21 protein-coding genes are annotated in these 22,152 nt (G+C 72.8%); 15 read left to right on the forward strand and 6 right to left on the reverse strand.

What is annotated here, in order from left to right; all coding sequences use genetic code 11:
- Nucleotides 1-206: 206 nt before the first annotated feature.
- Complete coding sequence (locus ACZ404_RS14460) at nucleotides 207-1,010, forward strand: nuclease-related domain-containing protein (RefSeq protein ID WP_468439537.1); 804 nt, start codon at nucleotides 207-209, stop codon at nucleotides 1,008-1,010.
- Between the two features lie 31 nt (nucleotides 1,011-1,041).
- On the opposite strand, the gene ligD is transcribed toward ACZ404_RS14460, so the two are convergent.
- The gene (ligD, locus tag ACZ404_RS14465) at nucleotides 1,042-1,929 is read right to left on the reverse strand and encodes a non-homologous end-joining DNA ligase (protein ID WP_468439539.1); all 888 of its coding nucleotides are present in this window, start codon (nucleotides 1,927-1,929) and stop codon (nucleotides 1,042-1,044) included.
- A 62-nt stretch (nucleotides 1,930-1,991) separates the two neighbouring features.
- On the opposite strand from ligD, the gene ku reads away from it, so the two are divergent.
- Nucleotides 1,992-3,020: a non-homologous end joining protein Ku gene (ku, locus tag ACZ404_RS14470; RefSeq protein WP_468439541.1), complete on the forward strand. Its 1,029-nt coding sequence runs from the start codon at nucleotides 1,992-1,994 to the stop codon at nucleotides 3,018-3,020.
- Between the two features lie 41 nt (nucleotides 3,021-3,061).
- On the opposite strand, the gene ACZ404_RS14475 is transcribed toward ku, so the two are convergent.
- A complete protein-coding gene (locus ACZ404_RS14475; RefSeq protein WP_468439543.1) occupies nucleotides 3,062-3,967 on the reverse strand; it encodes an RNA polymerase sigma-70 factor in 906 nt (301 codons plus the stop codon).
- A gap of 173 nt (nucleotides 3,968-4,140) precedes the next feature.
- On the opposite strand from ACZ404_RS14475, the gene ACZ404_RS14480 reads away from it, so the two are divergent.
- Nucleotides 4,141-4,629 (forward strand): carboxymuconolactone decarboxylase family protein, encoded by a 489-nt coding sequence (locus tag ACZ404_RS14480; RefSeq protein ID WP_468439545.1) that lies wholly within the window; start codon nucleotides 4,141-4,143, stop codon nucleotides 4,627-4,629.
- Between the two features lie 113 nt (nucleotides 4,630-4,742).
- A complete protein-coding gene (locus tag ACZ404_RS14485) occupies nucleotides 4,743-5,159 on the forward strand; it encodes a hypothetical protein (protein WP_468439547.1) in 417 nt (138 codons plus the stop codon).
- A 73-nt stretch (nucleotides 5,160-5,232) separates the two neighbouring features.
- Here ACZ404_RS14485 and ACZ404_RS14490 read toward each other — a convergent pair whose 3' ends face one another.
- Nucleotides 5,233-6,066: a class II glutamine amidotransferase gene (locus ACZ404_RS14490; RefSeq protein WP_468439548.1), complete on the reverse strand. Its 834-nt coding sequence runs from the start codon at nucleotides 6,064-6,066 to the stop codon at nucleotides 5,233-5,235.
- A gap of 257 nt (nucleotides 6,067-6,323) precedes the next feature.
- Between ACZ404_RS14490 and ACZ404_RS14495 the strand changes: the two genes are divergently transcribed.
- From ACZ404_RS14495 to ACZ404_RS14505, 3 genes are all read left to right on the forward strand, one after another.
- Nucleotides 6,324-9,002 carry a winged helix-turn-helix domain-containing protein gene (locus ACZ404_RS14495; protein ID WP_468439846.1) on the forward strand — a complete coding sequence of 893 codons (2,679 nt, stop codon included), beginning with the start codon at nucleotides 6,324-6,326 and terminating at the stop codon, nucleotides 9,000-9,002.
- A gap of 32 nt (nucleotides 9,003-9,034) precedes the next feature.
- On the forward strand, nucleotides 9,035-9,556 hold the full coding sequence (locus tag ACZ404_RS14500) for a hypothetical protein (protein WP_468439550.1): 522 nt from the start codon (nucleotides 9,035-9,037) through the stop codon (nucleotides 9,554-9,556).
- A 145-nt stretch (nucleotides 9,557-9,701) separates the two neighbouring features.
- Nucleotides 9,702-9,899 carry a hypothetical protein gene (locus ACZ404_RS14505; RefSeq protein WP_468439552.1) on the forward strand — a complete coding sequence of 66 codons (198 nt, stop codon included), beginning with the start codon at nucleotides 9,702-9,704 and terminating at the stop codon, nucleotides 9,897-9,899.
- 61 nt (nucleotides 9,900-9,960) lie between these two features.
- Here the strand turns inward: ACZ404_RS14505 and ACZ404_RS14510 are convergent, their stop codons facing one another.
- The gene (locus tag ACZ404_RS14510; protein ID WP_468439554.1) at nucleotides 9,961-11,370 is read right to left on the reverse strand and encodes a DUF2252 domain-containing protein; all 1,410 of its coding nucleotides are present in this window, start codon (nucleotides 11,368-11,370) and stop codon (nucleotides 9,961-9,963) included.
- Between the two features lie 621 nt (nucleotides 11,371-11,991).
- Here ACZ404_RS14510 and ACZ404_RS14515 point away from each other — a divergent pair.
- The 6 genes from ACZ404_RS14515 to ACZ404_RS14540 all read left to right on the forward strand — a co-directional run bounded on the left by ACZ404_RS14515 (nucleotide 11,992) and on the right by ACZ404_RS14540 (nucleotide 16,899).
- A complete protein-coding gene (locus ACZ404_RS14515) occupies nucleotides 11,992-12,657 on the forward strand; it encodes an HdeD family acid-resistance protein (RefSeq protein WP_468439556.1) in 666 nt (221 codons plus the stop codon).
- A gap of 315 nt (nucleotides 12,658-12,972) precedes the next feature.
- Complete coding sequence (locus ACZ404_RS14520) at nucleotides 12,973-13,098, forward strand: hypothetical protein (protein WP_468439558.1); 126 nt, start codon at nucleotides 12,973-12,975, stop codon at nucleotides 13,096-13,098.
- A gap of 108 nt (nucleotides 13,099-13,206) precedes the next feature.
- Nucleotides 13,207-13,995 carry a ribonuclease BN gene (locus tag ACZ404_RS14525; RefSeq protein WP_468439560.1) on the forward strand — a complete coding sequence of 263 codons (789 nt, stop codon included), beginning with the start codon at nucleotides 13,207-13,209 and terminating at the stop codon, nucleotides 13,993-13,995.
- Between the two features lie 139 nt (nucleotides 13,996-14,134).
- Nucleotides 14,135-14,611, forward strand: a complete 477-nt coding sequence (locus ACZ404_RS14530; RefSeq protein ID WP_468439562.1) for an SHOCT domain-containing protein — start codon at nucleotides 14,135-14,137, stop codon at nucleotides 14,609-14,611.
- Between the two features lie 4 nt (nucleotides 14,612-14,615).
- Nucleotides 14,616-15,050, forward strand: a complete 435-nt coding sequence (locus ACZ404_RS14535) for a DUF7144 family membrane protein (protein ID WP_468439564.1) — start codon at nucleotides 14,616-14,618, stop codon at nucleotides 15,048-15,050.
- Between the two features lie 379 nt (nucleotides 15,051-15,429).
- The gene (locus tag ACZ404_RS14540; RefSeq protein WP_468439566.1) at nucleotides 15,430-16,899 is read left to right on the forward strand and encodes an FG-GAP-like repeat-containing protein; all 1,470 of its coding nucleotides are present in this window, start codon (nucleotides 15,430-15,432) and stop codon (nucleotides 16,897-16,899) included.
- 10 nt (nucleotides 16,900-16,909) lie between these two features.
- Here ACZ404_RS14540 and ACZ404_RS14545 read toward each other — a convergent pair whose 3' ends face one another.
- Entirely contained in the window at nucleotides 16,910-17,716 is an 807-nt protein-coding gene (locus ACZ404_RS14545; RefSeq protein ID WP_468439568.1) for a YhjD/YihY/BrkB family envelope integrity protein, read from the reverse strand.
- A 102-nt stretch (nucleotides 17,717-17,818) separates the two neighbouring features.
- On the reverse strand, nucleotides 17,819-18,565 hold the full coding sequence (locus ACZ404_RS14550) for a hypothetical protein (protein WP_468439570.1): 747 nt from the start codon (nucleotides 18,563-18,565) through the stop codon (nucleotides 17,819-17,821).
- Between the two features lie 244 nt (nucleotides 18,566-18,809).
- On the opposite strand from ACZ404_RS14550, the gene ACZ404_RS14555 reads away from it, so the two are divergent.
- Nucleotides 18,810-20,723 (forward strand): glycoside hydrolase family 15 protein, encoded by a 1,914-nt coding sequence (locus ACZ404_RS14555; protein ID WP_468439572.1) that lies wholly within the window; start codon nucleotides 18,810-18,812, stop codon nucleotides 20,721-20,723.
- On the forward strand, nucleotides 20,716-22,140 hold the full coding sequence (locus ACZ404_RS14560) for an MFS transporter (RefSeq protein WP_468439574.1): 1,425 nt from the start codon (nucleotides 20,716-20,718) through the stop codon (nucleotides 22,138-22,140). Before ACZ404_RS14555 ends, ACZ404_RS14560 begins: the two co-directional genes overlap by 8 nt.
- Nucleotides 22,141-22,152 lie beyond the last annotated feature (12 nt).

A 22,152-nucleotide genomic window follows, 5' to 3' on the forward strand; every position in this document is an offset into this window, starting at 1 on the left:
TGGGGGACGGGGGGGCACGGGCCCGTACACCCTATGCGCAATTCGTAGGGAAGTCCGTTTTGCGCACTCGCGCCCCTGCCGGGGGAGAGGCTACCCGGCGGCCGCCCCGGGAGGAGCGGCACCTCTTCCCGGGCCCCTCTCGTGGGCACCCGGGTTCTTGCCGTGGAAGCGCCGTGCCTGTTCCCATGGTCGAGGGGTGATGGCGCATGAGCGGACTGCGCGTGGTGCCGACCTGGAGGCACGGCCACGAACGGCTGTACGTCTGCGGCCCGGACGGAGGGAACGTCGCCTGGTACGACCGGGAGACGGGCCGGGTGAACCTGCTCTCCGAGGCCGACCGGGCGGACGTGCTCGAAGCCCTGAGGCCGTTCCTGACCGGCCCGGTGACCGTGGGACCGCCCCCGGTCCCGACCCCCGCCGAACTGGCCCGGCTGACCCTGCATCCGGACGACGACCTCGCGCCCAACCGCCCCGGCGAGGCCCTGCTCGTCGCCCTGGAGCGGGAGCCCGGACCCGCCCACCGGCTCCGCCCCGACCCGCGCCGGCGCGATCTGAGTGCCGAGCAGACCGTCGGCGAGGCCCTGGACCGGCTGGAGGGCGCGGGCTGGCACACCCTGCACTCCCTGCCCCTGCCCGGCGGCGCCCGCATCCACCACCTGCTCATCGGCCCCGGCGGCCTCTACGCCGTGCACGCCGTGTACGCCCGCAAGCAGCGGGTCCTGGTCGCCGACCCGGCGGTCACCGTGGGCCGCCGTGCCCCCGAGCCGCTGCTGCGGGGCCTGCGCGCGGACACCGACCGCGCCTCCTACGCCCTGACGGCCGAGGTCCACCCGGTCCTGGCGCTGCTGGCCCCGGCCGACATACGCATCACCGCCCCGCCGCGCGGCGTCCGCGTGCTGGAGGACGCGGACCTGCCCTCCCTGGCCCGGCTGGGCGGCGTACTGAAACCGGCGGACGTGGAGGCGCTGCACGCGATGGCACGGGACCGCAGGACGTGGGAGCGGGTGTGAGACCCGGCGTTCGCCGCCGGCCCGGCAGGGGTCACGGCAGCGCGGCCGCCTTCCCCCCGTCCAGCAGCCCCGCCAGCAGATCCCCGTGATCCTGCACCCGGGGCGCCACGTCCTCCGCGACGAACTCGAGCTGCCCCGGGCTCCGGCACTCCTCGACCTCCTCCCACGTCACCGGCGCCGACACCAGCGGGGCCCGCCGCGCCCGCAGCGTGTACGGCGTGGCCGTGGTCTTGCGCCCGGCGTTCTGGCTCCAGTCCACGAACACCTTCCCCGGCCGCAGACTCTTCGTCATCCGGTGCACCACCAGCCGCGGCATCGCCCGCTCGGCCTCCACGGCCAGCGCCTTCGCGTACTCGCTCGTCCGCTCCGAGGAACTCCCGCGCACCGCGGCCAGCAGGTGCAGCCCCTTCGAGCCGGCCGTCTTGGCGTACGCCTCGATGCCGTCCGCCGCGAGCCGCTCCCGCAGCCACAGCGCGACCTCGCAGCAGTGCACGATGGTCGCGGGCGCCCCCGGGTCGAGGTCGAAGACCAGCCGGTCGGCCTCCTCCGGGGTCTGCACGAGCCACTGGTGCGTATGGAACTCGGTGACGAGGTTCGCCGCCCACACGAGGCTGGGCAGGTCCTGCACCACGACCATCCGGGCCGGCTCCTCGGACGACGAGCGCGGCACCTCGGCGGTCGTGACCCAGTCGGGCGTACCCGGCGGGACGTTCTTGGTGAAGAACAGCTGGCCGTCCGGCCCGTCCGGATACCGCAGGAAGGACACGGCCCGGTCGCGCAGGTGCGGCAGCAGCACCCCGGCGGTGGTCGCGTAGTAGTGCAGCAGCTCCCCCTTGGTGAAGCCGGTCTGCGGATACAGCACCTTCTCCAGGTTGCTGAGCGCGACCCGTCGCCCCTCCACCTCTGTGATAGGCGTCATAGGATGACAATCCCAGACAATCACCTACGTAACACCATGAATCGCAAGGAAGGGTGCGGCACGTGCGATCCATCTGGAACGGCGCCATCTCCTTCGGTCTCGTCAGCATCCCGATCAAGCTGGTGAACGCCACCGAGAGCCACTCGATCTCCTTCCGCCAGATCCACACCGAGGACAACGGCCGCATCCGCTACCGCAAGGTGTGCGAACTGGAGGAGCGCGAGGTCACGCAGGCGGAGATCGGCAAGGCGTACGAGGACGCGGACGGCACGATCATCCCGATCACCGACGAGGACCTGTCCCACCTGCCGATCCCGACCGCCCGCACGATCGAGATCGTCGCCTTCGTCCCGGCCGACCGGATCGACCCGCTCCAGATGGATGCCGCCTACTACCTCGCCGCGAGCGGAGCTCCCGCCGCCAAGCCGTACACCCTGCTCCGCGAGGCCCTGAAGCGCAGCAACAAGGTCGCCATCGCCAAGTACGCCCTGCGCGGCCGGGAGCGGCTGGGCATGCTCCGCGTGGTCGGCGACGCGATCGCCATGCACGGCCTGCTCTGGCCGGACGAGGTCCGTGCCCCCGAGGGCCTCGCGCCGGACGCCCACGTCACCGTGCGCGACAAGGAACTGGACCTCGCCGACGCCCTGATGGACACCCTCGGCGAGGTCGACCTGCAGGACCTGCACGACGAGTACCGCGAGGCGCTGGAGGAGGTCATCGCGGCGAAGGCGGCCGGCGAGTCCCCGCCCGAGGCCCCCGAGCCGGCCGCCGGCGGCAAGGTGCTGGACCTGATGGCCGCCCTGGAGAAGAGCGTGCGCGAGGCCCGCGAGTCCCGCGGCGCGGAACCCGCCGAACACGCCGAGGTCAGAGCCCTGTCCGGCCGCCGCACGACGCCCAAGGAGGCGGGCGGCAAGAAGTCGACGTCCACGACGGCGAAGAAGACGGCGTCCGCCAAGAAGACCACGGCCAGGACGACCTCCGACACGACGAAGAAGAAGACGACGGCGAAGACGACCTCCAAGTCCACCGAGAAACCCCCCGCCAAGAAGACCCAGGCCAAAAAGACAACCTCTCGCAAACGCCCGGCATAGCCACTGCGCCGCCGCTCACCCCGCGGAGACGGAAAGCGCGCTCAGCGCCGCAACGTCGTCTCGTGTTGCATGTGGGACAGCTTCTCCGGGTTGCGGACCGCGTAGAGGCCGGTGATGCGGCCGTGGTCGATACGGGCTGCGAGGACGCTGTCGAGTTCGCCGGCCATGCGGAGGAGGAGGGCCGGGTGGCCGTTGACGTGGGTGGGGCTGAGGGTGGCGGTGGCGGAGACCTTGAGGAGGCCGGCGACGAGGAGGCGGGCGACCTTGTCGGCGCCCAGGATCGGGCGCAGGACGGCCTGCTTGACCCCGCCGCCGTCGCCGATGAGGACGACGTCCGGGGCCAGGATGTCGAGCAGGCCCTGGAGGTCCCCCGTCTCGATCGCCTGCTGGAAGGCGGCCAGCGCGTCCCGGGTCTCGGCCGGGGAGACGGCCCCGCGCGGGCGGCGCGCGGCGACGTGCGCGCGGGCGCGGTGGGCGATCTGGCGCACGGCCGCCGGGCTCTTGTCGACGGCGTCGGCGATCTCGTCGTAGCCGAGGTCGAACACCTCGCGCAGCACGAACACCGCCCGTTCGGTCGGCGCCAGTGTCTCCAGCACCAGCAGCATCGCCATCGAGACGCTGTCGGCCAGCTCCACGTCCTCCGCCACGTCGGGCGCGGTCAGCAGCGGCTCGGGCAGCCAGGAGCCGACGTAGGACTCCTTGCGGCGGCCGAGCGTGCGCAGCCGGTTCAGCGCCTGGCGGGTGGTGATCCGCACCAGGTACGCCCGCCGGTCCCGCACTGCCGCGAGATCCACCCCGGCCCACCGCAGCCAGGTCTCCTGCAGCACGTCCTCCGCGTCGGCGGCCGAGCCGAGCATCTCGTAGGCCACGGTGAACAGCAGGTTGCGATGGGCGACGAACGCCTCCGTGGCCGGGTCCGCGCCCCTCGGTACGTCCTCGCTGCTCATCCCCTGCTCCCGCCTGCTTCCTCTGGACGACCTCACGTGCACAGGACGCCGCCCGCCCCGGGTCTGTGACAGCCCGGCGCGGTGGCGCAGGTCACATCGTGGGCCCGTCACAGCCGGCCGGCCGTCGGCATCTTGTGGTCGTCCAGCACACCGAGACACCGAGTGAGGACGACATGGACGCCGCCCGATTCAACCTGTTCGAGAACGAGGTCGCCGCCAACTTCGCCAAGCGGTTCGCGAACACCGGCCTGGTGATCCAGCGATCGCCGCTGCCGAAGTCCACCCAGGAACTGGTCTCGCTGCGCGCCAGCCAGATCAACGGGTGCGGCTGGTGCATCGACATGCACACCAAGGAGGCAGCAGCCGCCGGGGAGAGCGCCGCACGGCTCCACCTCGTCGCCGCCTGGCGCGAGTCCACCGTGTTCACCGAGGCCGAGCGGGCCGCGCTGGCCCTCGCCGAGGAGGGCACCCGGCTCGCCGACGCCCACACCGGCGTGTCGGACGAGACCTGGGAGCAGGTGCGCAAGCACTACGACGACGACCAGGTGGCCGCCCTGGTCTGTCTGGTGGCCCTGATCAACGCGGCCAACCGGCTCGCCGTGATCGTGCACCAGCGGGGCGGCTCCTACGAGCCCGGCATGTTCGCCGCCGCGTTCGACTGAGCGTCCCTCGCGGACGGGCCCGGCCCCAGGTGCTCGGACAGGGCGCAGATACTCGGCACGAGCTGAGTACCTGCGCCCTGTTCCACGGCCGGCCCGGCCGGGACGCTCGGAGCATGCGCCAAGGAATCCAGAAACCCGTATCGCACCTGTTGTCGATCCTCGTCCCGGCGGCGGCGTCGGTCGCGCTGTGGGCCGCCTGGCTGGGCTGGGACCAGCACGCCGACGTGCACCCCGACGGCACGACGAGCGGCCCGTACCAGGCCTGGCAGGTCATCGGGCTCGTGCTGACCCTGATCGCCCCCGTGTACTGGGCGGCCTCCCGGCGGCACGTCCCCGGTGCCGTGCTCGGCACCACGCTCGGCCTGACCCTGGCCGCCTACTACGACTGGTCCGACGACGCCAGCGGCCTCTTCGTGGTCGGCGTCGGGCTGGTCGCGCTGGGCAGCTTCGCCGGGACCGCCGTGGTGTCCACCGTGATCGTGAGCTTGAAGGGATCAGGGCCCCATCGCGGTGGCGGGGCCCTGACCTGACCGACGACCGAGCGCGCCCCGGTCCCGGCCGGCGCGGATCCCGACCGGGGCACCTGTCACGGCGGGGCGGTGGCTACCCCCGGTCGGGCTGGAAATCACCGAGCAGGTCCTGTCCCGGCTGGACGACGCCGTAACTGCTCTCGGGCACCTCGTTCCAGGCACCGGGGAGATCGCCCAGTGGCTCCGAGACGACCAGGCGGGTGTCGTCCGAGACGTCCCTCAGGAACGTGACGTCGGGGTGGAGGGCGCGCAGGTCGTCCACCCTGCTGCTGTAGTACAGCGACCGCGAGGCGGCCGTGCTGGAGTAGCGGAAGGCCCAGAGCCGTTCGCCCTCGGTCACCGCGACCGTCATCTGCAGGGGGTGCTCCACACCGTGCTCGTGCCCCACCTGCTCGACGTGGCCCGCCATACGGGCCACCGCGGCGGGTGGATCGTCGTCGAGTCCGTAGGTGAGAGCCAGATGGAACATGATCTCGGAGTCCGTCGTGCCTTCGAGGGCGGGGAACAGGGAGGGGTCGACCGCGAGGGCGAGGTCGCGGCGGAGCCGGGCGAAATCCGCGATCGAGCCGTTGTGCATCCACATCCAGCGGCCGTGCCGGAAGGGGTGACAGTTGGTCTGCTGCACGGCCGTTCCGGTGGAGGCCCGCACATGGGCGAAGAACAACGGCGAGCGGACGTGGGCCGCGATCTCCCGGAGATTCCGGTTGCTCCAGGCCGGGCCGATGTCACGGAAGACGGCCGGCGCGGGTACGGACTCCGTGTACCAGCCGACGCCGAAGCCGTCGCCGTTGGTCGTCTCGACGCCCATCCGCGCGTGGAGGCTCTGGTCGATCAGCGAATGCTTCGGGCGGTAGAGGACCTCCTCGAGCAGCACGGGCGTACCCGAGTAGGCGAGCCAACGGCACATGAGCGGTATCCCTGTCTGGAACGGCCCCGGACCCGGTGCGCGGCGCCTTTTGCCCCAGTGGACGCCCGGGCGCACGGCAGCCGCATCGCCCGCCGCGGGTGGTTCCTCCGAGCGGGATGCCGTCGAGGCGGAGGCCTGGCGGGCGGGTGCGGCACGCCCCAGGGGCGAGGGCGGCGGCGCACGGTGGGCGCGCGCGGGTGATCGAACGGTGAGATGCTGGCCGAGGAAACCCTGTCCACAGTCGGAACGTGAGCACCATGGCCGCAACCGACGACGACCGGGTGCCGGTGATGCCGGGGCCCGGAGTGGTCGATCCCGCCGGGGTCCCGTTTCTGCGAGCCCGCTTCGCCCTGCCGGCCCGGCCGGCCACCTTCCTGCGGCGCGAGCGGCTGGTCACCCACCTCGACGAGGCGATGCTGACCCCGTTGACGATGGTCAACGGGTCGGCCGGCGCGGGCAAGACCCTCCTGGTCGCCGACTGGGCCGCGCATCTGGACGTCCCGGTCGCCTGGCTCACCACCGGCCCGGCCGACCAGGCCCCCGGTCTTTTCTGGGCGTACGTCCTGCAGGCCCTGCGCCTGGCCGGCGTACCGGTGCCCGACGAGGTCGGCTGCCCGGCGGAGGCCGGCCGCGTGGACCGCGGGATGCTGGCCCGCCTGGCCGCCGGGCTGGAGCGGCGGGCGCGCCCCGTGGTCCTCGTCCTCGACGAATACGATCGCGTGACCGCCCCGGAGATCGCCGAGCAACTGCAGTTCGTGCTGCGCCACGCGGCCCGGGGCGTGCGCCTGGTGCTCGTCACCCGCACCGACCCCCCGCTGCCGATCCACCGGTACCGGGCGTCCGGCGAGATGACGGAGATCCGGGACGCCGAACTCTCCTTCACGGGCGAGGAGGCCGCGGAACTCCTCGCGCTGCACGGTCTCAGCCTGCCCGCGAGCGCCGTGCGCGCCCTGGTGGAGCGCACCCAGGGATGGGCCGCGGGCCTGCGGCTGTGCGCCCTGGCCGCCCGGCAGAGCGAGGACCCCGAGACGTACGCGAAGGAGTTCGAGGCGAGCCGCAGTGCGGTGGCCGACTTCCTCCTGGCCGAAGTGCTCGAACTCCAGCCGCCCGACACACAGGACCTGCTGCTGCGCATCAGCGTCCTCGACCGGTTCTGCCCCGAGCTGGTCGACGCGCTGACCCGCCGGAGCGACGCCGGACCGATCCTGGCCTCCCTGTACCGGCAGAACGCCTTCGTCCAGTACCTCGGTCACTCCTGGTACCGCCTGCATCCCCTGTTCGCCGAGATCCTGCGCGCCCACCTGCACGAGAGCGCTCCCGGGCTGGAGCCCGAGCTGCGCCGCCGGGCCGCGCTGTGGCTCAGAGGGTCAGGGGCCCTGTTCGAAGCGCTCGCCCAGGGGGCCGCCGCGGACGACTGGGAGTTCACCGCCGGCGCCGTCGTCGACGACCTGGCGATCGGACAGCTCTTCACCGGCCTGCGCTCCGACGACCTGTCCGCCCTGTTCGCGCGGATGAGCCCGCAGACCCCTGGGCCGGCCGCCGACCTGGTCCGCGCGGCCCGTGAGCTCGCCCACGGTGACCTCGAACCGGGCCTGCACCATCTGCACCGCGCCGAGGAGGTCCTGGACCGCAGCGGCTCCGGCCCGGTCGCGGCCCGGCTGAGCTGCGCCCTGCTCGAAGCCCTGGCGGCGCGGCTGACGGGTTCCCCGCACCGAGCGGAGAAGGCCGCCGCGGCGGCGCGGAGCCTGAGCCACGAGGTGCCCGCGCACCTCCTGGAGCAGCATCCCGAACTCACCGCCCTGCTCCTCACCCACCTGGGCTCCGCCCGTCTGTGGGCCGGTCACCTCGAGGAGGCGCGCGCCTGCCTGTCGGCGGTCGCCGGGCGCCGCGGCGGAGCCCCGATGGCACTGCCCCGCCTGGAGTGCCTCGGCCACCTCGCGCTGATCGACTACCTGAACGGCTGGCCCGGCCGGGCGGAGCACCGGGCCCTGGAAGCGGCGCGGGAGGCGGAACGCCACGGCCTGCCCCCGCCGTCGGGCTCCGGCATCGGCCGGCTGGTCCTGGCCGCCGTCCTCATCGACCGTGACGAACTCCAGCAGGCCCAGGCGCTCCTGGAGGAGACCGCCGCCTCGCCCGCGGTTCTCGAGGACCCGGTGATGCGGGCGAGCCGGGCCCTTACCCGGGCACGTCTGCTGCTGGCCAGGGGAGAGAACCGGGCCGCGCTGGAGGCGGCGGACTGCGCGGTCCCGGCGGCCGTGACCTCGCCCTGGGCGGAGGACGACGCGGCCCTGATCGCCTCCGCCGCCCATCGGGCGCAGGGCTCCTTGGAGGAGGCCGAGAAGGTCCTGCAGCACGCGGCACACCACCGCTCGGCGTGCGCGGTGGAGGCGGCGCGGGCGCGGCTCGCGGCGGGACGGGGCGACGAGGCGCTGGACCTGATCGACAGCCTGCCCGGCGGTGACCGGCCCGGTCCGGCGGTGACCGTCCGGGCCGCCCTGGTGCGGGCCGAGGCCGCCCAGCGGGCGGGAGACGACACCACCGCCCGCCGCCTCGTCGCCCAGGCGCTCCTGGACGCCCGGCGGGAGCAGCTGCGCCGGCCGTTCCGGGAGGCCGGCCCCTGGATCCGCCCCCTGCTCGGCGCCGAGAGTCCGGGCGCGCTGGCCCGGGGCTGGCTCGCACCCGGCCCGGGCGGGCGGGGCGACACCGGGCAGCCCGTGGTGGGCCCGCCACCGGCGCTCGTCGTCGAGCCGCTGAGCGGACGCGAGTGCGACGTCCTGCGGCGGCTGGCCCGGATGATGTCCACGGAGGAGATCGCGGCCGACCTCTACGTGTCCGTGAACACCGTGAAGACCCACCTCAAGAGCATCTACCGCAAGCTGGCGGTGAACCGGCGCGCCGACGCGGTGCGCCGCGCGACGGAACTGCGGCTGCTGTGAGGCCTCCCCACCACTCCGGCGCGAAGCCGCCCGTGACGCGTGGCACCGGGCAGCGCGCGGCTCGCTCGCGCAGGGCGGAACGCGTCGCCCACGCCGACTACACCGGTGGCGTCTACGGCTCCATGCTCGCCGCCTCCGTGATCATCGGCGCCGGCAGCCTCGGTTCGTTCCCGCGCACGGAGCTGGTGGTGCTGCTGGTGCTCACCGGAGTGGTGTTCTGGTGTGCGCACGTGCACGCCCAGCTCTTCGGGGCACGCCTGGCGCAGCGGGCCCTGGACCGCGCCACCGTGCTGCACGTGTGCCGGGACGAGTGGCCGATCGTCAAGGCCGCCCTCCCGCCGGCCGTCGCCGTCGCCGTCAGCCCCCTGCTGGGCCTCGACGTGTCGGGCTCCCTCTGGTTCGCGCTCGCGGTGGCCGTGGCCGGGCAGGTGGGCTGGTCGGTGGCCGCGGCACGGCGGGCCGGTGCCTCCTGGCGGCTGACGGCCCTCACCGCGTCGGTGAACCTGCTGTTCGGTCTGCTGATCACCGCGTTCAAGATCGCCCTGACGCACTGACCGGAACGATCCGCGCCCCCGGAACGATCCGCGCCGCCGGGTCACCTGTAGCGGGTGAAGGCACGCACGACGTGCGGGGCGGACCATCGCAGGAAGGACGCAGTCCGTCCGCGTCCGCCTGCCCCAGGGAGCCGGGGAGCAGCACATGCGCTACGAGATCCGCATCGACGGACAGCTGTCCGAGGCGCTGTCCAAGGCATTCCCGGAGCTGGACCACGTGGTGATGTCCGGTCAGACGGTCCTGTACGGCCCCGTCGTCGACGAGGCGGAGCTGTACGGACTGCTGGCCCGCTGCCGGTCGCTGGGGCTCCGGGTACTGGAGATGCGCCAGGCACCCCAGTGACCCGGCCGCACCGCCCTACCGGAAACCTTTCGCCCTGTGCGCGTGTCCCGGCGCGCGCCCGTCACAGGTCCTGGGCGCGGATCCGGCCCGAGCGGGCGGCGTCGCCGAGCGCCCGGAAGTCCCGCTCGTTCTGGTCGGCGTAGCCTTGCGCGAACTCGGTGAGGGCGCGGTCGAAGCGGGCGCCGCCGCCGAGGTAGGCCGCGATGGCGACCGGGTCGCCGGAGCGGGCGTGGGCCCGTGCCAGGCTGAACCCGCACAGCCGCGCGAACAGGCGCAGCAGCGCGGGGTGCATGGTGTCCGGCCGCGCGATGCCCTTCCAGTCCCGCAGCTGGCGGACGTAGAAGTCCCGGCCCTGCCCGTCCAGCCCCACGACGTGCGTCCAGCCCAGGAAGATGTCGCCGGACGTCTGCATCAGCCGCTGTCCGGTCACCACACGGCGGCCCTGGTTGTCGAAGCGGTCACCGCCCCGGTGCGCGGCCAGCACCGACTCCTGCGCCTCCTTGGCCTGCAGCAGCAGGGGATCGTCGTCGTCCCGGCCGAGCAGCAGCAGGATCCAGCAGCGGGTGCCGACACTGCCGACGCCCACGACCTTGCGGGCCATGTCCACGAGGCGGTAGTGGCCCAGCAGATGCCGGCGCTCGGCGGGCAGGGTCCGCGCGTACGCCTCCAGGACGGTCCGCAGCTCCTGCTCCTGCCCGCTCCCGGACGGCTGCGGCAGGAGATCCCGCAGCGGGGTGACCAGGGGCGGGTCCGCGGCGATCCGCCGGCCCTCGGCCGTGACGCGGGTGAGCTTCGCGAAGGCCTGGAGCGAGGTACGGGTCCGGGCCCGCGCCGCCGCCTCGGCGGTACGCCGCCTGCTCTCCTTGTCCATCGACGAGGCCAGCAGTTCCCGCAGGCGGTCGGCGTCGTCCTGCGCGTACCAGATGTCCAGCGTGCCCATGCCGGCGAACTCGCGCATCCGCTGCCGGTAGGCCCGCACGCACGTCTCCACCGCCCTGTCCTGGTCCCCGGCCGGAAAGCCGTTGGCACGGGCCGCGATGACGAAGCTGGTCGCCAGCCGTTTGACGTCCCACTCGAACGGCCCGGGCAACGTCTCGTCGAAGTCGTTGAGGTCGAAGACGAGATGGCGCTCCGGCGAGGCCAGCAGCCGGAAGTTCAGCAGGTGGGCGTCGCCGCAGAGCTGCACGGTCAGACCGGTGTCCGGAAGGGGGCCGAGGTCCATGGCCATGACCGCCGCCGCACCCCGGTAGAAACGGAACGGGGACTCGAGCATCCGGCCGTAGCGGAGGGGAACCAGCTCCGGCACCCGGGTGGCCGACTGCCGTTCCAGCACCTCCACCGGATCCGGCCGGCGCGGCCCGGCCTCGAACGATCCGTGGCAGGAGCGCGGGGCACGCTTGCGTGCGTTCCTGCCGTACGACGCTCTCTGGGCCGGCGTCGGCCTCGCCTCGAACGGGCTCGGTACGGTCATCGCGACACCTCCTGGGCAGCATCCGGCCGCGGCATCCCTGCAGGGCGTCCACCCTGGTCGGCGGTTCGCCGACCGAGCCCCGTGCGACGCTCCGGCCCTGGCGGACACCGGCGGACAGGACCACGAACAGGACCACGAACAGGACCACCAACAGGACCACGTACAGCGCCGGCGTCGCGGCCCGGCCTTTGCGGACTTCAGCCCGACCACGACGATCACGAGCGGGCCGGATGCGGCGAGCACGGTCGCAGAGCCGGCCGTGCGGCCCCCGTCCGGGCGCAGCGGGCCGGCACGCGGTGACGGGCCCCGTCGCGACGAACACGCACGCGCCACGGCTCGTGCCGCCCACCGCCCACCGCCCGCCGCCCACGGGCCGGGCCCGGCCCAGTGCCGCGCGCCGTCCGCCCGGACAGCCGGCGGATCGCTCATCCGGTGCCTCTGCCGGCGCCGTTCCGGTGCCTCTTTTCGGCTTCCACCTCATCGCCCGTGCGCCGCGCATGGATCACCCGCCGGGGGTGATCCCCCGGCCGGCGGCGCGCGGCACGCTGGCCCGGTGAGGTCCCCCCACACCGCCCCGCCGGCGGTCCGGAGGCGATTCGCTCGATCACGTCAGGAGGAGCCATGACCATGCCGCGTGATCCGGCATCGCCCACCGGACCGGACTACGTGCCCGGCGGGGCGGACCACCGCCCGGAGGGCGACGACGCCGCATGGGCGCTGGCGGCACTCGGGCGTTCCTGGACGTGGATCCTGGGATCGGCGGTCGCGACGCTCGTACCGGGCATCCTGATCCTGGTCTGGCCGGACGAGACCCTGCACGTGCTGGCCGTCATCATCGGCCTGTACCTGCTCGTGGTCGGGGCCTTCCGGTTCGTCGCGTCCTTCGCCCCGGAGGGGCACGGCGAGCGGCTTGCCGGGCTGCTGGTCGCCGTGCTGTACGTCCTGGCCGGGGTGCTGTGCCTGCGCAATCCGCTGCAGACCATCACCGCGCTCTCGGTCATCGTCGGGGCCCTCTGGCTGGTGTCCGGCGTACTCACCCTCCACACGGCCCTGGCGACCAAGGATCTGCCCCACCGCGGCTTCGTCCTCGCCGCGGCGGTGCTCGGCATCGTCGCGGGGATCGTCGTACTGGCCCTGCCGGCCGAGTCGGCCCGCGCCCTCACCCGGCTGCTCGGCCTGTGGCTGATCCTGCTGGGCCTCCTCGAGGCGGCGGTCGCCCTCGCGTGGCGCTCCGCCGTCCGAAGGGCCCGTGGCCCGGCACGGCACGGATCCACCGAGAGGTCCTGAGCCTCCATGCCCGCGAACGGCGTCCCGGCTTCGCCGCCCTGGTGCGGGTCCTCGAGGATGCCGGGCCTCTCGGACGCGGTCGGGGCTTCGGGGGTGCCTGCGTCACCGCACGCCGGTGGGGCTTCAAAGGTCTCCGGGGCGTCGGGCCCGGGCTGGGAGGTTCCTGGGTCGCCGCAGGTGGGCGGGGCTTCCGAGAGGCGTGGGCCGTCGTACGCCGGTGGGTCCCGGAGGATGCCTGGGCCGTCGTGCCCCGGTGGAGCCCCGCCGGCTCCCGGGCCCTCGGCCTCCGGCGGAGCCCAGGAAGCCGGCGGCGCGGTGGCATCAGCGCACCGCCCGGTCCTGGTCGCCGTGGCCGTCGTCGCCGTGCTCGCCGCCGCAGCGGGCCCTCCGCAGGCGGTGAGCGCCGTCGGCGAACCCGGGCGACGACGGCAGTCCCCGTGAGCCATGGCCGGCCGATTCCGTCAGCCATGGGCCGGGAAACCCGCACCCGCTCCGCGCCCCGGCGGCGGACGGGCGCAGCGGGTGAGAACCACCCTCCGATCGGGGCCCGTGGCGCAACTGCTGCCCCGGTTGTCGGCACTGCGCATCGTCGACGGCGCCGTGCGGCTGGCCGCTCAGACCTTCCTCACGGCGCTGCCGCTGCTGATGGCGGTGGCGGCGTTCGCGCCCAGCGGGGTGCAGAACCTCCTCGCCCACTCCCTCCGCGCGGTTCTGGGGATCTCCGACGACGCCATGCAAGAGGTACGCCGTACCTTCGCCGCCACCGGGCCGACGCGGAACTCCGTCGGAGTCGTGGGCGCGCTCGTCACCCTCGCCTCGGCCACGGCGGTCAGCCGGGCGCTCCAGGCGGTGTGCGAGCGCTGCTGGCACCTGCCCCGCGCCCGTCTGGGGGCGGGGGCCGTCTGGCGCTGGCTGGTCTGGCTGCTCGTCTGGCTCGCCGTCCTGCTGGTCCAGGCCCCGCTGCGCAGTGGTTTCGGCCTGGGCACGGTGCCCGGCCTGGTGCTGTCCGTCCTGTCGGCGACCCTGCTGTGGTGGTGGTCCCAGCACCTGCTGCTGGGCGGCAGGATCGGCTGGCCCAGCCTGCTGCCGGGAGCCGTGCTGGCCGGGACGGGCACGGTCGTCCTGAGCTGGGCCGCCCGCCTGCTGATGCCCACGGCCACGCATCGCAGCCTGGCGGAGTTCGGCCCCCTCGGCCTCGTCTTCACCTTCCTGTCCTGGCTGGTGTCCGTCTTCCTGGTCGCCGTGTCGGGCCTGGCGCTGGGCGAGGCGGTCGCGTCCTCCGCCTGGTACCGGACGGCCGTCGCCTCCCGCCACCACCGCACCGGAACCGACCGGTGACGTCCGTGGGCGGTACGGCCCGCCCGGCGGGCACCGGGGCAGTTCACCCGCCTCGGGTGAGGCCGCCCGGGTTTGCCGTGGGCACGCTGAGAACGGCATACGGCGCCCGCCGGGCGCAGGCCGGGGATGGAGGACAGACATGAGCGCGCCGACGTATCTCGCCTACGACTATCCGCTGTTGAGCGCCTTCTGGACCGTGTTCTGGGTCTTCCTGTGGATCATGTGGTTCATCCTGCTCTTCCGGATCATCGTCGACATCTTCCGTGACGACTCCCTCAACGGCTGGGCCAAGGCCGGGTGGCTGGTGTTCGTCTGCGTCCTGCCCTTCCTGGGCGTGTTCGTCTACGTGATCGCCCGCGGCAAGGGGATGGGCCACCGGGAGATCGCCCAGGCGCAGGCACAGCAGCAGGCGATGGACCAGTACATCCGGGAGACCGCCGCAGGCGGCGCGAGCCGGACCGGCAGCGTCGACGAACTCGCCAGGCTCTCCGAGATCCGCGCCCGCGGCGACATCACGGAGGACGAGTTCCGCAGGGCGAAGGAACTGGTCCTGACCGGGGCGGCCCCCTCGGGGCGCCCGACCGGCACCACCGGTCACACCACGGAAACGAGGTAACAGGATGACCGCCGCACACGCACCCGGGACGCACCCGGTCAGACAGGAGTGGGCCACCGGTCTGACGGCCTTCGGAGCCGTCATGCTCATGATCACCGGAATCCTCGCCATCATGAGAGGCATCGCGGCCATCGCCCAGGACGAGATCTTCGTCACGACGAGGAACTACACCTTCGCGTTCGACCTCACGGGCTGGGGCTGGATCCACCTCGCCCTCGGCGTCGTCGCCGTGATCGTCAGTCTCGGGCTGTTCCAGGCCGCGACGTGGGCACGGGTGGCCGGGGTGGCGATCGCCGGGCTCGTCATCATCGCCAACTTCCTCTCCCTGCCGTACTACCCGGTCTGGTCGGTCGTCATGATCGCCATCTCGGGGTTCATCATCTGGGCCCTGTGCGTGGTGCGGAAGGACGACGCCCTCGTGTCGGGCACCGACGCGTGAGGCCGTGAGCCATCTGGACACGGCACCCTCCGCGAGCCGCCCGGCCAGGGGTCCCAGCGCCCTCGGCCGAGGGGGATGAGCTCCCCCTCGGGAGGGCATCCCCCGCCGAGCCACCGCGGCCCCGTGAGCGCACCCGAACGGCGACGCCCACCGGGCCGCGTCGGCGTGTCCCGGCCGCGGCCCCTCACCCGCCGGTTGCTCCCTGCACCTGCCGCATCGCCGCCCGGGAAACGGAAACGGCCACCCCGAGCGCTCACCTCCTCCCCGCACAACCATCGGCCCCTGCCGCGTGTCTCACAGCCGAAGCACATCCGCGCACCGCGCAGCCGCACACCCGTGCCCGTGCGCAGGCGCACCGCTCGCGCCGCAGGGAGGAATCGTGGGGATCCGCAGGGCCGTCACCGCCGCCGCAGCCGCCGCGCTGATCGGGGCACTCGCCGTGCCGCTCGCCGCGAACCCGGCGTCCGCCGGGGAGGCCACCGCCCCGGTGCGGGAGGACTTCAACGGCGACGGCTACCAGGACCTCGCCGTCGCCGCCCCCGCCGCCACGGTGGGCGGCCACTCCTGGGCCGGCTACGTCGCGATCAGCTACGGCTCGGCGACCGGCCTGTCCCCGGCGCGTACGACGATCATCACCCAGGACACCCCGGGCGTGCCCGGCGCCTCCGGCGACAACCACGGCTTCGGCTACGAGCTGATCCCGCGCGACCTGGACGGAGACGGCCTGACCGATCTCGCCGTGGTGACGCACGACTACGAGCCGGCGAACAACGTCAGCGGTTCGGTGATCGTCCTGTGGGGCCGCACCACGGGCATCTCCGGCCAGGACGCGGCGAGCATCCCCGCATCCCCCGACGCATCGGTCGGCGAGGACATCACCGCGGGCGACTTCGACGGCGACGGCCACACCGACCTCTTCATGAGCAACACCGAGAACTACGACTACCGCGCGGTGCTCCACGGCCCCTTCGGCAGGAACGGAGCCCCGGCGCGCGAGCAGCAGCTGATGGTCTTCAGCAGCGACAACACCATCTGCTCCACCGCGTCGGGCGACTTCAACGGCGACGGCATCGACGACCTCGCGACCTTCTACGTCTACGAGGACCACGCCGAGGGCGGCAAACTCTGGCTCGGTACGCGCCAGGGCCTGTCCACCGTCCCGCAACGGCTCCCCTCCGCGAACACCACCGCCGTGGGCGACTTCGACAGGGACGGCTACGCCGACCTCGCCACCCGGGTCTACCCGAACGGCGAGACGGATCTGCAGTACGACCCGGGAACCGTCAAGATCTACTACGGCTCGTCGGCCGGCCCCAGCACGACCCGCACCAGGACGATCACGCAGGAGACGGCAGGTGTACCCGGCGTGAGCGAGAAGGGCGACCAGTTCGGCGCCCGGCTGAACGCGGGCGACGTGAACGGCGACGGCTACGCGGACCTGGCCGTGGGAGACCCCGACGAGGCCATCGGCTCGGTGGCGAAGGCCGGTTCGGTGGTCCTGCTCAAGGGCGGCAGGGGCGGCCTCACCGGCACGGCCGCACAGGCGTTCCACCAGGACACCCCGAGCGTGCCGGGCGTCGCGGAGAAGGGCGACCTGTTCGGCGGCTCGGTACGCCTGCTGGACGTGACAGGGGACGGCAAGGCAGACCTGGCCGCCGGTGCCCCCGGTGAGGACCTGGGCACGACCCCGAACGCCGGCGCGGTATGGCTGCTGCGCGGCACGTCGTCCGGCCTGACCGCCTCCAAGGCCTTCGCGGCGAACCCGGTGGACCTCGGGGCGCCGACGGCGAAGGCGGAGTTCGGCGAGAACCTGGCGGGCGACAACGGGCCGACGCTGCTGATCCCGTAGCGCCGGCACCTCAGCGGAACGCGCGGCCCACCACCGCCCCCAGGTGGATGATCACGCCCACGGCCACCAGCCACGACAGGATGACCATGACGACGCCGATCGGGCCGTACTTCTGCTCGTTCGCCACGATCGTCGTGGAGAAGTAGTGGGCCGAGAACACCCCGAGGCCGGTCCAGCACACGCTGGTGACCAGAGCGGCGGGAAAGAGGGCGCGCCATGGCACCGCCCGGGCGAGCAGCACGTACATGCTCCCCCACCAGAAGACGACCGCCCAGAGGAAGCCGACCAGAGCGGTCAGGAGCCCCCAGGGGACCTGCCTGCCGAGCACGGCCTGCGCGGCGGCGTAGGCGAACAGCCAGGCGAGCCACACGAGTTGGGCCGCGGTGTGCCGCCATCCACCGCCGCGGACGTCGAACAGCATCCGGTACCAGCTCTGCAGGGTGCCGGCCACGGCCACGGCTCCCAGCACGAGCAGGAAGGCGCTCGTCAGGGTGAGGGTGGACGAACCGGTCGCGGGGGCGAACAGGGATGCCACGGCCTTCGCCGCCTGCTCGTTCAGCCCCAGCCAGCCGACGACGACCACGGCCGCGTCGCGTCCTGCCGCCGCCGTGACGATGATCAGGAACGGGAAGAAGCACAGGAGCGCGAGCGAGGCCAGCTGGAAGGAGTGCCCGAAGAAGTCGGCCGCCGAGAGCCGGCCCCAGAGCCGCAGCACCCAGCTCTCCCGGACCCGATGGACAACGGCCCGCCCCCGCCGGCCCGCCTGCCACCACACCGCGTGCCCTCGCTCGCGGGCGGTCTTCCTGCCGTCACTCATGCAATGAAGTGAACTCCGGCCGACGAGCCGTGTCGCGGCGGGACGGGTGAACGGGCACACGAGGAGCGCCGGGTGGGTGCCTAGGTCGGGCCGGTGCGGTCGTCAGCCGCCCGACGTCCTGCCTGTTTCCGTGTGCCGCCTGGTACGGCGAACCTCTCTGATGGTCCCGGCCAGAAAGCCCACTGCGAGCACCCCGATCACGGTCGCCCCCCGCAGCACGCCGTCGGCGTCGCGTCCGTCGAGGTACGCGACGTGGCGGACCTCGGTGGGGTGCGCCGGGTCGTATGCGACGGGCAGCCGCGCTCCCGGCCTCGCATCCCTCGCCGAGCCGGCCGCGACGTCGACATCCGCGCGCACGGGGCCGGACGGTGTGCCGAGGAGCACCCTCACCGAGGTCGCCCAGCCCTCCTCCGACCGGCCGGTGACCTCGACCACGGTCGCGTCGGTCCGGCGGCCGTGGTCCCGGAGGTTCGCCACCACCCGGTACTCCTGACCGGCTTCCCGGCCCATGATCCCCGCGAGGGCGGCGAACACCAGGAACCCCACGGCGGCCACCCGGGCCCCGGCCCACTTGGGGGCCACCAGCCACGATTCGGGCCCGAGCCGCAGCAACCCGGCCAGAAGGCGGCCCGGCGAGGGAGCGGCCCGCCCCCGGCGCCGCACCAGCCGGGAGACACCGTCCGCCGCGCCCAGTGCCACCGCCCAGCCGAGAACATAGAGCCACGACGATCCGAACGGCCCGAACGCCGCCCACACCACGACGGCGACGACGACCGCGAGCACCCTCCACCCGCCGGAAGAGCCGTTCGGGTCCCGGCCGCCGCTCAGCAGGCGTCTGCGCTCGTCCACCGGCGCCTCCCCACCCCGTCACGAGAGGAGACCCACCGGCTGCCGCGCTGGTTGTACGAGGTCCGGCTGCCGCGCCGGTCGCAGGAGTACCGGGCCGTCCCACCCCGGACGGCCGGGCACCGGGCTGCTTTCACCCCCGGCGGGTGAGGCGGCTCCCACCGGGACGCCGGACCCTTGGCGTGAACAGGTCGGTGACAGGCGCCTGCCCCTGCGGTGAGGTGCGTCAGCGGACGAGGGAGCCCAGGTGAACCAGTATCCGCCCATCGCCGAGCACGGTATGGTCGGCGACCTTCAGACCGCCGCCCTGGTGTCCTCCTCCGGAACCATCGACTGGTGGTGCACGCCGCGCTTCGACTCGCCGAGCGTCTTCGCCTCGCTCCTGGACAGTGAGCGCGGAGGGCAGTGCCGTCTCGCCGCGGAACTCCCGGCCGAGAACGGCCTGGCGGTCAGGCAGCTGTACCTGTCCGACACGGCCATCCTGGTCACCCGGTTCATGGCACCCGGCGGAGTCGGCGAAGTCGCCGACTTCATGGCGCCCATCGACTCCCCGGAGCCTCACGACAGGCACCGCCTGCTGAGGCTCGTCCGGGTCGTCCGGGGAAGCCTGCCGTTCAGCTTCACCTGCCGCCCGCGCTTCGACTACGGCCGTGCCCCCCACACGCTCACGCAGTCCGACGACCACGGCGCGCTCTTCAGCGGTCCGGGGACGGACCTGCATGTGCACTCCACCACCGGCATCCCGCTCCGCGCCGACGGCGACGACATCACCGCCCGGTTCACCCTGTCGGCCGGCCAGGCGGCCGCGGTCGTGCTGACGAGCGCGGCGAGCGGTGGTCCCGTCCCGCGGCACCCGTCTCTGGAAGAGGCCGCCGACGACTTGGAGGCGTGCCGCGCCTTCTGGCTGACCTGGCTGCGGTCGTCCACCTACCGCGGCCGCTGGCAGGACGTGGTGAACCGCTCGGCGATCACCCTCAAACTGCTCACCTACGCCCCCACCGGCGCACCTGTAGCCGCCGCCACCATGGGGCTGCCCGAGCAGGTCGGCGGCGAGCGCAACTGGGACTACCGCTACACCTGGATCCGGGACGCGGCGCTCTCCGTCAGGACACTGATCGATCTCGGATTCCACGACGAGGCACACGCCTTCCGCCACTGGCTGCGCGACCGCGTCGAGGCCGGCGGCACCGTCTCGGGCGACCCCCTGCAGATCATGTACCGCGTCGACGGCGACCCCCACCTGACCGAAGAGACCCTCGATCACCTCGAGGGCTACCGGGGTTCTCGGCCGGTCCGAGCGGGCAACGCGGCGGCCGACCAGCTCCAGCTCGACATCTACGGTGAGGCTTCGGACGCCTTGATCGTGGGGGGCGACATCGGCGCGATCCGCGGCTGGAAGGCACTCAGCGACGTCCTGGACTGGCTCGCCGGCCACTGGGACCAGCCGGACGAGGGCATCTGGGAGACTCGCGGCGGCCGGCAGAACTTCACCTACAGCCGCCTGATGACCTGGGTGGCCTTCGACCGGGGCATCCACGCGGCTCGTGAGTTCTCCCGCCCGGCCGACCTCACCCGCTGGACCGACGCCCGGGACGCGGTCTTCCGCCAGATCGTCGAGCGCGGCTGGCACGAGAAGCGGCAGGCCTTCGTACAGCACTACGACACCGACGTCCTGGACGCCTCCCTCCTGCTCATGCCGGAGGTCGGCTTTCTCTCGCCACGCGACCCCGACTGGCTCAGCACCCTCGACGCCATGGACGAGGAACTGGTCAGCGACAGCCTGGTCTACCGCTACGACCCCACGGCCTCCCCCGACGGCCTGCGCGGCTCGGAGGGCACTTTCAACCTGTGCAGCTTCTTCTACGTCGCGGCACTCGCCCGCAGCGGACGGCTCCACCAGGCCCGGCACGCCTTCGACAAGATGCTCACCTACGCCAACCACGTCGGCCTGTTCGCCGAGGAGATCGGATTCTCGGGCGAACAACTCGGCAACTTCCCCCAGGCGTTCACCCATCTCGCCCTGGTCAACGCGGCCATGGCGCTCGACGAAGCACTGAGCAAGGCGGAGACCGGGCCCCGGACCGGCGACCACGGGCAGCCCGCGACCCACGGCCTCAGAGCGCCGGCCGAGGGCGCTCCGGGGGGCGCCACCCGTGGTTGAGACGGCGGCGCGGCAGCAGGTGGCGGGCCAGGGACGGGTGCTGGCCGCCCTGGCCCTCGCCCAGTTCATCTGCAGCTTCGCCGGCTCCAACATGAACGTGATGATCAACGACATCAGCGAGGACCTGGACACCACGGTCCAGGGCGTGCAGGTGGCGATCACCGTCTTCCTGCTGGTGATGGCCGCCCTGATGATCCCCGGCGGCAAGCTGACCGACCGCTACGGCCGCAAGCGCTGCTTCCTGACCGGTCTCGTCGTCTACGCGATCGGCGCTTTGCTGAGCGCGGCCTCACCGGGACTCGGGGTGCTCATCCTCGGCAACTCGATCCTCGAAGGGATCGGCACCGCGCTGCTCATCCCGCCGGTCTACATCCTCACCACGCTCCTCTACCCGGACGTGACCTCCCGCGCCCGCGCCTTCGGGGTCATCATGGCGCTGGGCGGCATCGGCGCCGCCGCCGGACCGCTGATCGGCGGGCTGATCACCACAGGCATCAGCTGGCGCGCGGCCTTCGTCTTCCAGGCCCTGGTCATCGCGCTGATCGTCGTACTCAGCCGCCGTATCGACGATCCGCTGCCCCCCGATCGGACCCGCTCCTTCGACACCGTCGGGGCGGTCCTGTCCGCCGCCGGCCTCGTCCTGGTCGTCATGGGCATCCTGGCCGCGGACAACAACATCTGGCTCATGATCGCCCTCCTGGTCCTCGGCGCACTGGTGCTCGGCTGGTTCTTCCGCACCGTACGTGCCAAGGAAAGGTCCGGCAGGGAACCGCTGCTGTCACTCGCCCTGTTCCGCAACCGCACCTCCAACCTCGGACTCGTCACCCAGAACGTCCAGTGGCTGATGCTCCTCGGCTCGTCCTTCACGGTGGCCGCCTACCTCCAGGTCGTGCGCCACTACGACGCCATACAGACCGGAGTCATCTTCACCGCGGCCACGCTGGGACTGCTGCTCACCTCCCTGTCCGCCGAGCGACTGGCCAAGAAGCGCTCCCAGCGCACGCTCATCATGACCGGCTTCGTCGTCTGCATCGTCGGCGTGGCCGTCCTGATCGCCCTGGCCGCGAGCTTCTCGACGGCCTGGGCCTTCGTGCCCGGACTCCTGCTGGTCGGGCTCGGGCTGGGCGTCATGCTGACCCCGTCGGTCAACGTCGTGCAGTCGAGCTTCCCGGAGGAGCAGCAGGGGGAGATCTCAGGCCTGTCCCGCAGCGTGTCGAACCTCGGCTCCTCCTTCGGCACGGCCATCGCCGGCACCATCCTGGTCTCCGGGCTGACCACGCATGCCTACGCCGCCGCGATGATCGCCCTGGCGGTCACCGGCCTCGCCGGCCTGACCGCGGCAGCACTCCTGCCCCGGGAAACGGGCGCCGGCCCCCGGGAAACGGGCGCCGGCCCCCGGGAAACGGGCGCCGGCTGACGTTCTTCTCCC

The organism is Streptomyces sp. NPDC030798 (assembly GCF_055572275.1).

What these genes read in the sequence shown, in the direction of transcription:
- ACZ404_RS14460 (WP_468439537.1), top strand. Translation starts at nt 207, where the DNA reads ATGAGCGGACTGCGCGTGGTGCCGACCTGGAGGCACGGCCACGAACGG.
- ligD (WP_468439539.1), bottom strand. Translation starts at nt 1,929, where the DNA reads ATGACGCCTATCACAGAGGTGGAGGGGCGACGGGTCGCGCTCAGCAAC.
- ACZ404_RS14475 (WP_468439543.1), bottom strand. Translation starts at nt 3,967, where the DNA reads ATGAGCAGCGAGGACGTACCGAGGGGCGCGGACCCGGCCACGGAGGCG.
- ACZ404_RS14480 (WP_468439545.1), top strand. Translation starts at nt 4,141, where the DNA reads ATGGACGCCGCCCGATTCAACCTGTTCGAGAACGAGGTCGCCGCCAAC.
- ACZ404_RS14485 (WP_468439547.1), top strand. Translation starts at nt 4,743, where the DNA reads ATGCGCCAAGGAATCCAGAAACCCGTATCGCACCTGTTGTCGATCCTC.
- ACZ404_RS14490 (WP_468439548.1), bottom strand. Translation starts at nt 6,066, where the DNA reads ATGTGCCGTTGGCTCGCCTACTCGGGTACGCCCGTGCTGCTCGAGGAG.
- ACZ404_RS14495 (WP_468439846.1), top strand. Translation starts at nt 6,324, where the DNA reads ATGGCCGCAACCGACGACGACCGGGTGCCGGTGATGCCGGGGCCCGGA.
- ACZ404_RS14505 (WP_468439552.1), top strand. Translation starts at nt 9,702, where the DNA reads ATGCGCTACGAGATCCGCATCGACGGACAGCTGTCCGAGGCGCTGTCC.
- ACZ404_RS14510 (WP_468439554.1), bottom strand. Translation starts at nt 11,370, where the DNA reads ATGACCGTACCGAGCCCGTTCGAGGCGAGGCCGACGCCGGCCCAGAGA.
- ACZ404_RS14515 (WP_468439556.1), top strand. Translation starts at nt 11,992, where the DNA reads ATGACCATGCCGCGTGATCCGGCATCGCCCACCGGACCGGACTACGTG.
- ACZ404_RS14530 (WP_468439562.1), top strand. Translation starts at nt 14,135, where the DNA reads ATGAGCGCGCCGACGTATCTCGCCTACGACTATCCGCTGTTGAGCGCC.
- ACZ404_RS14535 (WP_468439564.1), top strand. Translation starts at nt 14,616, where the DNA reads ATGACCGCCGCACACGCACCCGGGACGCACCCGGTCAGACAGGAGTGG.
- ACZ404_RS14545 (WP_468439568.1), bottom strand. Translation starts at nt 17,716, where the DNA reads ATGAGTGACGGCAGGAAGACCGCCCGCGAGCGAGGGCACGCGGTGTGG.